Below are 8,584 nucleotides of genomic sequence, written 5' to 3' on the forward strand. Positions count from 1 at the left end.
GGGGCGCCGCACGGCGCCCCGCCCCCGGTTCCCGGCTGCCCGGTCCTCAGCTCTTGCGGTGCCCTATCAGGCGCGGCTTCTGCTCCAGGCCGTCCAGCCCGTGCCAGGCCAGGTTCACCAGGTGCGCGGCGACCTCCGCCTTCTTCGGCTTGCGGACGTCCAGCCACCACTGCCCGGTCAGCGCCACGCTGCCGACCAGCGCCTGCGCGTAGAGCGGCGCCAGCTTCGGGTCGAAGCCCCGGGCCTTGAACTCCAGGCCCAGGATGTCCTCCACCTGCGTGGCGATGTCACTGATCAGCGACGCGAACGTGCCCGTCGACTGGGCGACCGGCGAGTCCCGGACCAGGATCCGGAAGCCGTCCGTATAACGCTCGATGTAGTCGAGGAGCGCGAAGGCCGCCTGCTCCAGGAGCTCGCGTGGATGGCCCGCGGTCAGCGCGCCCGTCACCATGTCGAGCAGCTGGCGCATCTCCCGGTCGACCACCACCGCGTACAGGCCCTCCTTGCCGCCGAAGTGCTCGTACACCACCGGCTTGGACACCCCGGCCTTCGCCGCGATCTCCTCCACGGACGTGCCCTCGAAGCCCTTCTCCGCGAAGAGCGTGCGACCGATGTCGAGGAGCTGTTCGCGGCGCTCGGCGCCCGTCATCCTCACCCGGCGGCCACGCCGGGGCTTCTGCTCGCTGGAGCTGCTGGAACTGCCGTCGATCGCCACGCCTTCCATCATGCCGCGTCGGCGGACGCGTTCCGGCGCCGGGCGTCGATCCGCTCCTTGGCCGGCCAGCGCACGTCCGTCGCCCAGCCCAGCTGCTCGAACCAGCGGATCAGGCGGGCGCTGGAGTCGACCTGGCCGCGCAGCACCCCGTGCCGGGCCGAGGTCGGGTCCGCGTGGTGCAGGTTGTGCCAGGACTCGCCGCAGGACAGCACCGCCAGCCACCAGACGTTGCCGGAGCGGTCACGCGACTTGAAGGGACGCTTGCCGACCGCGTGACAGATCGAGTTGATCGACCACGTCACGTGGTGGAGGAGCGCGACCCGCACCAGCGAGCCCCAGAAGAAGGCCGTGAACGCGCCCCACCAGGACATCGTCACCAGACCGCCCACCAGCGGCGGAATCGCGAGGGAGACGATCGTCCACACGACGAACTGGCGGGAGATCGCGCGGATCGCCGGGTCCTTGATCAGATCGGGCGCGTACTTGTGCTGCGGCGTCTGCTCCTCGTCGAACATCCAGCCGATGTGCGCCCACCACAGCCCCTTCATCAGGGCCGGCACCGTCTCGCCGAACCGCCACGGAGAGTGCGGATCCCCCTCGGCGTCCGAGAACCTGTGGTGCTTGCGGTGGTCCGCCACCCAGCGCACCAGCGGACCTTCCACCGCCAGCGACCCCATGACGGCGAGCGCGATCCGCAGCGGCCGCTTCGCCTTGAACGAACCGTGCGTGAAGTAGCGGTGGAAGCCGATCGTGATGCCGTGGCAGCCGATGTAGTACATCGCCGTCATCAGCCCCAGATCCAGCCAGCTCACCCCCCAGCCCCAGGCCAGTGGCACAGCCGCCACCAGGGCCAGGAAGGGCACCGTGATGAACAGCAGCAGCGTGATCTGCTCGATCGAACGCTTGTTGTCCCCGCCGAGAGTGGCGGAGGGCAGGGCCTGAGCGGCGTCGAGCACCTCGGATCGCGAGGACTCCGAGGTCACCTCGGGGCTTGTGGTCATGGGTGTCCCCTGGGGGGTGAGGGTGAGGGTACGCAACAGAAATGGAGCCTGTGGCTACGGTTCCGTAACCTACGGCGACGTAAGTATGGCAGCGCCTCGGCTCGCGGCAAGAGCGCCAAAGCCGGGGCGTGGCCCGTGCCGCGAACACGGACACCTATCCTGGGTGCGTCGGACAGCGCGGTCCGCAAGCCTCCAGTACCCCTCCAGACGTGCTCAAACACTGCAAGGAGCCGCACCTGTGAGCAGTGCCGACCAGACCTCCACCGCCAGCGCCGAGCTGCGCTCCGACATCCGCCGACTGGGCGATCTCCTCGGCGAGACCCTCGTCCGCCAGGAGGGACCCGAGCTCCTGGAGCTCGTCGAGAAGGTCCGCCGCCTCACCCGCGAGGACGGCGAGGCCGCGGCCGAGCTGCTGCGCGGCGTCGAGCTGGACACCGCCGCCCGGCTCGTACGCGCGTTCTCCACGTACTTCCATCTCGCGAACGTCACCGAGCAGGTCCACCGCGGCCGCGAGATGCGCGAGAAGCGCGCCGCCGAGGGCGGCCTGCTCGCCCGCACCGCCGACATGCTCAAGGACGGCGACCCGGCCCACGTACGCGAGACGATCAAGAACCTCAACGTACGGCCCGTCTTCACCGCCCACCCCACCGAGGCCGCCCGGCGCTCCGTCCTCAACAAGCTGCGCCGCATCGCCGCGCTGCTGGAGACCCCGGTAGGCGTGGCCGACCGGCGCCGCACCGACCTGCGGCTCGCCGAGAACATCGACCTGATCTGGCAGACCGACGAGCTCCGCGTCGTCCGGCCCGAGCCCGCCGACGAGGCCCGCAACGCCATCTACTACCTCGACGAGCTGCACGCCAATGCCGTCGGCGACGTCCTCGAAGACCTCGCCGCCGAGCTGGAGCGCGTCGGCTACGAGCTGCCCGCCGGCACCCGCCCGCTCACCTTCGGCACCTGGATCGGCGGCGACCGCGACGGCAACCCCAACGTCACCCCGCAGGTCACCTGGGACGTCCTGATCCTCCAGCACGAGCACGGCATCACCGACGCCCTCGAACTCGTCGACTTCCTCCGCGGCCTCCTCTCCAACTCCATCCGCTACGCCGGCGCGACCGAGGAACTCCTCGACTCGCTCAACGCCGACCTGGAGCGGCTGCCCGAGATCAGCCCCCGCTACAAGCGCCTCAATGCCGAGGAGCCCTACCGGCTCAAGGTCACCTGCATCCGCCAGAAGCTCCTCAACACCCGCGAGCGCCTCGCCAACGGCACCCCCCACCAGGAAGGCCGCGACTACCTCGGCACCGCCGAGCTGCTCCGCGACCTCACCCTCGTCCAGACCTCGCTGCGCGCCCACCGCGGCGGCCTCTTCGCCGACGGCCGGATGGACCGCACCATCCGCACCCTGGCCGCCTTCGGCCTCCAGCTCGCCACCATGGACGTCCGCGAGCACGCCGACGCCCACCACCACGCCCTCGGCCAGCTCTTCGACCGGCTCGGCGAGGAGTCCTGGCGGTACGCCGACATGCCGCGCGAATACCGGCAGAAGCTGCTCGCCAAGGAACTCCGCTCGCGCCGCCCGCTCGCCCCCACCCCGGCACCGCTCGACGCCGCCGGCCAGAAGACCCTCGGCGTCTTCCACACCATCAAGGAAGCCTTCGAGCGCTTCGGCCCCGAGGTCATCGAGTCCTACATCATCTCGATGTGCCAGGGCGCCGACGACGTCTTCGCCGCCACCGTCCTCGCGCGCGAAGCCGGCCTCATCGACCTGCACGCCGGCTGGGCGAAGATCGGCATCGTGCCGCTCCTGGAGACCACCGACGAGCTCAAGGCCGCCGACGTCATCCTCAACGACATGCTCGCCGATCCCTCCTACCGGCGCCTCGTCTCCCTGCGCGGCGACGTCCAGGAGGTCATGCTCGGCTACTCCGACTCCTCCAAGTTCGGCGGCATCACCACCTCCCAGTGGGAGATCCACCGCGCGCAGCGGCGCCTGCGCGACGTCGCCCACCGCCACGGCGTACGACTGCGCCTCTTCCACGGCCGCGGCGGCACCGTCGGCCGCGGCGGCGGCCCCTCCCACGACGCCATCCTCGCCCAGCCCTGGGGCACCCTGGAGGGCGAGATCAAGGTGACCGAGCAGGGCGAGGTCATCTCCGACAAGTACCTCATCCCGTCGCTCGCCCGGGAGAACCTCGAACTGACGGTCGCCGCCACCCTCCAGGCGTCCGCCCTGCACACCGCGCCCCGCCAGTCCGACGAGGCCCTGGCCCGCTGGGACGCGGCCATGGACACCGTCTCCGACGCCGCCCACTCCGCGTACCGGCGCCTCGTCGAGGACCCCGACCTGCCCGCGTACTTCTTCGCGTCCACCCCCGTCGACCAGCTCGCCGACCTCCACCTCGGCTCCCGGCCGTCGCGCCGCCCCGACTCCGGCGCCGGACTCGACGGACTGCGCGCCATCCCGTGGGTGTTCGGCTGGACCCAGTCCCGCCAGATCGTCCCCGGCTGGTTCGGCGTGGGCTCCGGCCTCAAGGCGCTGCGCGAGGCCGGCCTCGACGCCGTCCTCGGCGAGATGTACGAGCGGTGGGGCTTCTTCCGCAACTTCCTCTCCAACGTCGAGATGACGCTGGCCAAGACGGACCTGCGGATCGCCGGCCACTACGTCGACACGCTCGTGCCCGACGAGCTCAAGCACGTCTTCGACACCATCCAGGCCGAGCACGCGCTCACCGTCGCCGAGGTCCTCAAGGTCACCGGCGGCGAGCGACTGCTCGACTCCAACCCGGTCCTCCAGCAGACCTTCGCCATCCGCGACGCCTACCTGGACCCGATCTCCTACCTCCAGGTCGCCCTCCTCGCGCGCCAGCGCTCCGCCGCCGACCGCGGCGAGGAACCCGACCCGCTGCTCGCGCGTGCGCTGCTGCTCACGGTCAACGGCGTGGCGGCCGGCCTGCGCAACACCGGCTGACCGCTCGTACGACATGACGGTGCCCCCACGGGAACTCCCGTGGGGGCACCGTCATGTGCTCAGGCGCTGCGTCAGTGCTGCTGCGCCTTGCGGCGACGCGTCACCAGGAACGCACCGGCGGCCGCGAGGGCCACGGCGACACCGGCGAGGATGCCGACGGGAGCGCTGGAACCGGTCTCGGCCAGGTTGCCGTTCGAACCGCCGGTGTTGCCACCGTTGCTACCGCCGTTGCTGCCGGGGGCCGTGGTGGCGCCCGGGGTGGTGGCGGACGGCGACCCGGGGGTACCCGGGGTGCCGGTGGTCGGCGTGCCGGACGGGGTGCCCGACGGCGTGCCGCTCGGGGTGCCGGAGGGGGTGTCCGACGGCGTGCCGGACGGCGTGCCGGACGGGGTCCCGCTGGGCTCGCCCTTGCAGTCGACCCAGAAGACCTTCTGCTTGGCCTTGCCGTTCTCGTTGTCGAACTTCCAGAACAGCTTGTAGTGGCCCTCGGGCAGCACGATGTCGGCCGTGCGCTCGTGACCCGAACCGTCGAGCTCCAGCGAGCCCTTGGTGCCCTCGAGGTCCTTGGTCGGGGCCCAGCCCTTGATGGTCCAGTCGACCTTCTGGGCGCCGTCGAACTTGAAACCGTCGAGGTAGAAGATGCAGACGTGCGGCTCGTTCTTCATGAGCTCTTCGCCCGTCTTGGCATCGTGGATCTTCACGGTGCCGTTGTCGCCGTTCCGGTTCGGCTTGCCGTTGGCAGAGGCGACCGGGGCGAGCAGAAGGGAGGCCGCGGTGACGGTGCTGACGACCGTGGCGGCGGATATGAGGGTACGTCGCATATGGCTGCTGTCCATCTGAGAGATGAGAGGGATGCCGTGGGAGGTGGCGGGGGCAGCCTATCCACCGCCTTAAGTCCCCTTTAACCCAAGGGGTGATAACGATTCGGTGGGATCGGGCCACCGTGTCCGAAAACAACCGGACTGCGACGTCAGGAGCGAAGAAGCAGCGCGGCGAAGCAGCGCGACGTCAGAGCGCGGCGAAGGAGCGCGACGTCAGAGCGCGAAGAACGCCGCCAGCAACACCGCCGCCCCCACCCCCGCGAACCACCACGCCGTCCGCACCATCCGCATCCCGCCCCCGACCAGCGGCGCAGCCAGCAGCAGCGCCCCGCCCAGCGGCAGCCACGCGTGCAGCCCGCCGCCCCAGCCCGCACGGACCGCCTCGTCCGTGCCCGGCTTCACCACCACCGCCAGCGTCTCGCCCTTCTCCGCCGCTACCGAATGCGCGATGGACAGCGCACGGTGCTTCGACGCGGCCGGATCGTCCGGTACGTAACGCCCACTGCACGTCTGCTCGTTGCAGCCGGTCACCGTCAGCGTGCCGTGCTCGCGGCCCTGGGACAGCAGGACGTGCTGTGCCGTGTTCCACGACGACCACGCCCCCGCGACGACGAGGAACAGGACGACGAGGGCCACGGCGGCGTTACGGACATGCGTCATGACCCGCGATCGTACAGTCGTACCGCAAACGCGCCAGGGCGACGCCTACCGCAGCCGCGCCGGGCCGATCAGGACGTCGTCCCCGCAGATCTGGGCCGGCAGCTGACGGCCCTTCGCGTCGGTCAGCTCCGTCGGGGTGCCGTAGTCACCCCGCGCGGGACGGGGCGGAATCACGTACAGCGACGGGTCGAGGAAGCCGTCCATGAAGCAGTACCCCTTGCGGGGGTACGGGTCGTAGAAGAGCGCGAAGTCGGCCGTACGGCCCGGCTCCAGAACCACCCGGTCCGGCGCGCCCTTCCCCGGCTCCGGCTTCGCCGTCGTGCCCTGCGCCTTTCCGACGTGGGCGTCGAGCTCCGGATAGCCGTCGAGGGCGCAGCGGCGCGCGCCCTTGTTCGTGGCGCTGAGCACGGCCGCCGGCGCGTCCCGCCCGTTGCCGGACGTACGGGTCGCCTTCCAGCGCAGGTCCGCCGTCCCGCAGTTCGCCGCGTCCTCCCGGCCACCGTCGCAGGCGACCGCCCCCGTCAGCAGCGCCAGGCCCAGGACCACGGCCGCGACCGTCCTCCGTGCCATCGAAACCCACCCCCCCATGAGGCTCTCCGCCCCTTACGGTCAGGAAGATGCGGCATCTGTCGGGGAGGTTCCGGCCGTGCCCCGCCCGGACGGGACCAGGAGCGGGATCAGGAGCGAGATCGGGATCGGGAGCGAGATCGGGATCGGATCAGGAGTTGTACGCGGACTGCGCCCGCTCCAGGCCCTCCCGCACCAGGCACTCCACCGCGTCCGCCGCCCGGTCCACGAAGTAGTCCAGCTCCTTGCGCTCGGTCGACGAGAAGTCCTTCAGGACGAAGTCCGCCACCTGCATCCGGCCCGGCGGCCGGCCGATCCCGAACCGCAGCCGGTGGTACTCCGCACCCATCGCCTTCGTCATCGACTTCAGCCCGTTGTGGCCGTTGTCGCCGCCGCCGATCTTCAGACGCAGCACCCCGTAGTCGATGTCCAGCTCGTCGTGGATCGCCACGACGTGCGCCGTCGGCACCTTGTAGAAGTCACGCAGCGCCGTCACCGGACCGCCCGAGAGGTTCATGTACGACATCGGCTTGGCCAGCACCACCCGCCGGTTCGCCGGCCCGGGCGGTCCGATCCGGCCCTCCACCACCTGCGCCTGCGCCTTCTGCGCCCGCTTGAACTTGCCGCCGATCCGCTCGGCCAGCAGGTCCACCACCATGAAGCCCACGTTGTGCCGGTTGCCCGCGTACTCCGGGCCCGGGTTGCCGAGGCCGACGATCAGCCAGGGCGCGTTCGCGTCGTCCGTCATCCGCGTCTCGTCTCCTCGTGAATGCGTAGTGAATGCGTACGCGTTGCGTACGTACGTACGTGCGTGGACAGACAGAGACGGGGTGACAGGCCGTGGCCCGTCACCCCGTCTGCGTCAGGCAGAGCCTACGGCTCAGGCCTCGGCGCCCTCGGCGGCCTCGGTCTCGGCGGCCGGCTCCTCGGCCTGCGCGGCCAGGACCTGCAGGACGACGGCGTCGCCCTCGGTCACCAGGGTGACGCCCTTCGGCAGCGCCAGGTCCTGCGCCAGGACGGAGGCACCGGCCTGCAGGCCCTCGACGGAGACCGTGACGGCCTCGGGCAGGTGGGTGGCCTCGGCCTCGACCGAGACGGTGTTCAGGACGTGCTCGAGCAGGTTGCCACCGGCGGCCAGCTCGCCCTCGGCGACGACCGGAACCTCGACGGTGACCTTCTCGCCACGCTTGACCAGGAGCAGGTCGACGTGCTCCAGGAAGCCCTTCAGCGGGTCGCGCTGGACGGCCTTCGGGATGGCGAGCTCGTTGCCCTTGCCCTCGATGTCCAGGGACAGCAGGACGTTCGGGGTACGCAGCGCCATGCCCGTGTCGTGGGTCGGCAGGGCCAGGTGGATCGGGTCCGAGCCGTGGCCGTAAAGGACGGCGGGAACCTGGGCGGCGCGACGGAGCTGGCGGGCGGCGCCCTTGCCGAACTCGGTGCGGACGGACGCGGTGAGCTTCACCTCGGACATGTGCACTCCTCGTGTGTGCGGTGACGGATGCGACTGTCACCCGGCCCGACTGGCGTGGGCCTGCTACGAAGAGCGCGTCGATAACGGACCGCCGGGACCATGCGTACGCCGTACGCGGTCCGGCCTCCCTCGCCGAGCAACCACGACAGTCTAACGGCGCGCGCCCCGGCGCCCAAATGGATCACGCCGAGGGAACGGGGGCCGAGGGAACGGGCCGAGGGAACGGGGGCCGAGGGAACGGGCCGAGGGAACGGGAAAGGCCCGTCTGCTCCGTACGGGTACGGAGCAGACGGGCCCGTCTGTCAGATCTGCAAGATATGTGAGAGCTGCCGGATCTACCGGTAGTCTCATTGCTCCACGAACAGGCTCGTCACCCATCCG

General features: G+C 70.6%; 8 protein-coding genes. 1 reads left to right on the forward strand and 7 read right to left on the reverse strand.

The annotated features are described in order from the left end of the window. Positions 1 to 46: 46 nt before the first annotated feature. Positions 47 to 724 (reverse strand): TetR/AcrR family transcriptional regulator, encoded by a 678-nt coding sequence (locus ACWEJX_RS36615; RefSeq protein WP_451611734.1) that lies wholly within the window; start codon positions 722 to 724, stop codon positions 47 to 49. Further along, the gene (locus tag ACWEJX_RS36620; protein WP_451611728.1) at positions 724 to 1,716 is read right to left on the reverse strand and encodes an acyl-CoA desaturase; all 993 of its coding nucleotides are present in this window, start codon (positions 1,714 to 1,716) and stop codon (positions 724 to 726) included. The genes ACWEJX_RS36615 and ACWEJX_RS36620 overlap by 1 nt, the downstream gene beginning before the upstream one ends. Before the next feature lie 238 nt (positions 1,717 to 1,954). On the opposite strand from ACWEJX_RS36620, the gene ppc reads away from it, so the two are divergent. Further along, positions 1,955 to 4,684, forward strand: a complete 2,730-nt coding sequence (gene ppc / locus ACWEJX_RS36625) for a phosphoenolpyruvate carboxylase (RefSeq protein WP_451611729.1) — start codon at positions 1,955 to 1,957, stop codon at positions 4,682 to 4,684. A 71-nt stretch (positions 4,685 to 4,755) separates the two neighbouring features. Here ppc and ACWEJX_RS36630 read toward each other — a convergent pair whose 3' ends face one another. The 5 genes from ACWEJX_RS36630 to ACWEJX_RS36650 form a co-directional block, all read right to left on the reverse strand. Next, positions 4,756 to 5,505 carry an LPXTG cell wall anchor domain-containing protein gene (locus ACWEJX_RS36630; RefSeq protein WP_451611730.1) on the reverse strand — a complete coding sequence of 250 codons (750 nt, stop codon included), beginning with the start codon at positions 5,503 to 5,505 and terminating at the stop codon, positions 4,756 to 4,758. Positions 5,506 to 5,718: 213 nt separating this feature from the next. Then, the gene (locus ACWEJX_RS36635) at positions 5,719 to 6,165 is read right to left on the reverse strand and encodes a hypothetical protein (RefSeq protein ID WP_403801585.1); all 447 of its coding nucleotides are present in this window, start codon (positions 6,163 to 6,165) and stop codon (positions 5,719 to 5,721) included. Positions 6,166 to 6,210: 45 nt separating this feature from the next. Then, positions 6,211 to 6,735: a DUF4232 domain-containing protein gene (locus ACWEJX_RS36640; RefSeq protein ID WP_451611731.1), complete on the reverse strand. Its 525-nt coding sequence runs from the start codon at positions 6,733 to 6,735 to the stop codon at positions 6,211 to 6,213. A gap of 148 nt (positions 6,736 to 6,883) precedes the next feature. Continuing rightward, positions 6,884 to 7,480 carry an aminoacyl-tRNA hydrolase gene (gene pth / locus ACWEJX_RS36645; RefSeq protein ID WP_451611732.1) on the reverse strand — a complete coding sequence of 199 codons (597 nt, stop codon included), beginning with the start codon at positions 7,478 to 7,480 and terminating at the stop codon, positions 6,884 to 6,886. A gap of 132 nt (positions 7,481 to 7,612) precedes the next feature. After that, a complete protein-coding gene (locus tag ACWEJX_RS36650; RefSeq protein WP_451611733.1) occupies positions 7,613 to 8,203 on the reverse strand; it encodes a 50S ribosomal protein L25/general stress protein Ctc in 591 nt (196 codons plus the stop codon). Positions 8,204 to 8,584 lie beyond the last annotated feature (381 nt).

This window comes from Streptomyces sp. NPDC004788 (assembly GCF_053601115.1).

Coding starts and splice junctions, on each gene's coding strand:
- ACWEJX_RS36615 (WP_451611734.1), bottom strand. CDS start 724: ATGGAAGGCGTGGCGATCGACGGCAGTTCCAGCAGCTCCAGCGAGCAG.
- ACWEJX_RS36620 (WP_451611728.1), bottom strand. CDS start 1,716: ATGACCACAAGCCCCGAGGTGACCTCGGAGTCCTCGCGATCCGAGGTG.
- ACWEJX_RS36630 (WP_451611730.1), bottom strand. CDS start 5,505: ATGCGACGTACCCTCATATCCGCCGCCACGGTCGTCAGCACCGTCACC.
- ACWEJX_RS36635 (WP_403801585.1), bottom strand. CDS start 6,165: ATGACGCATGTCCGTAACGCCGCCGTGGCCCTCGTCGTCCTGTTCCTC.
- ACWEJX_RS36640 (WP_451611731.1), bottom strand. CDS start 6,735: ATGGCACGGAGGACGGTCGCGGCCGTGGTCCTGGGCCTGGCGCTGCTG.
- pth (WP_451611732.1), bottom strand. CDS start 7,480: ATGACGGACGACGCGAACGCGCCCTGGCTGATCGTCGGCCTCGGCAAC.
- ACWEJX_RS36650 (WP_451611733.1), bottom strand. CDS start 8,203: ATGTCCGAGGTGAAGCTCACCGCGTCCGTCCGCACCGAGTTCGGCAAG.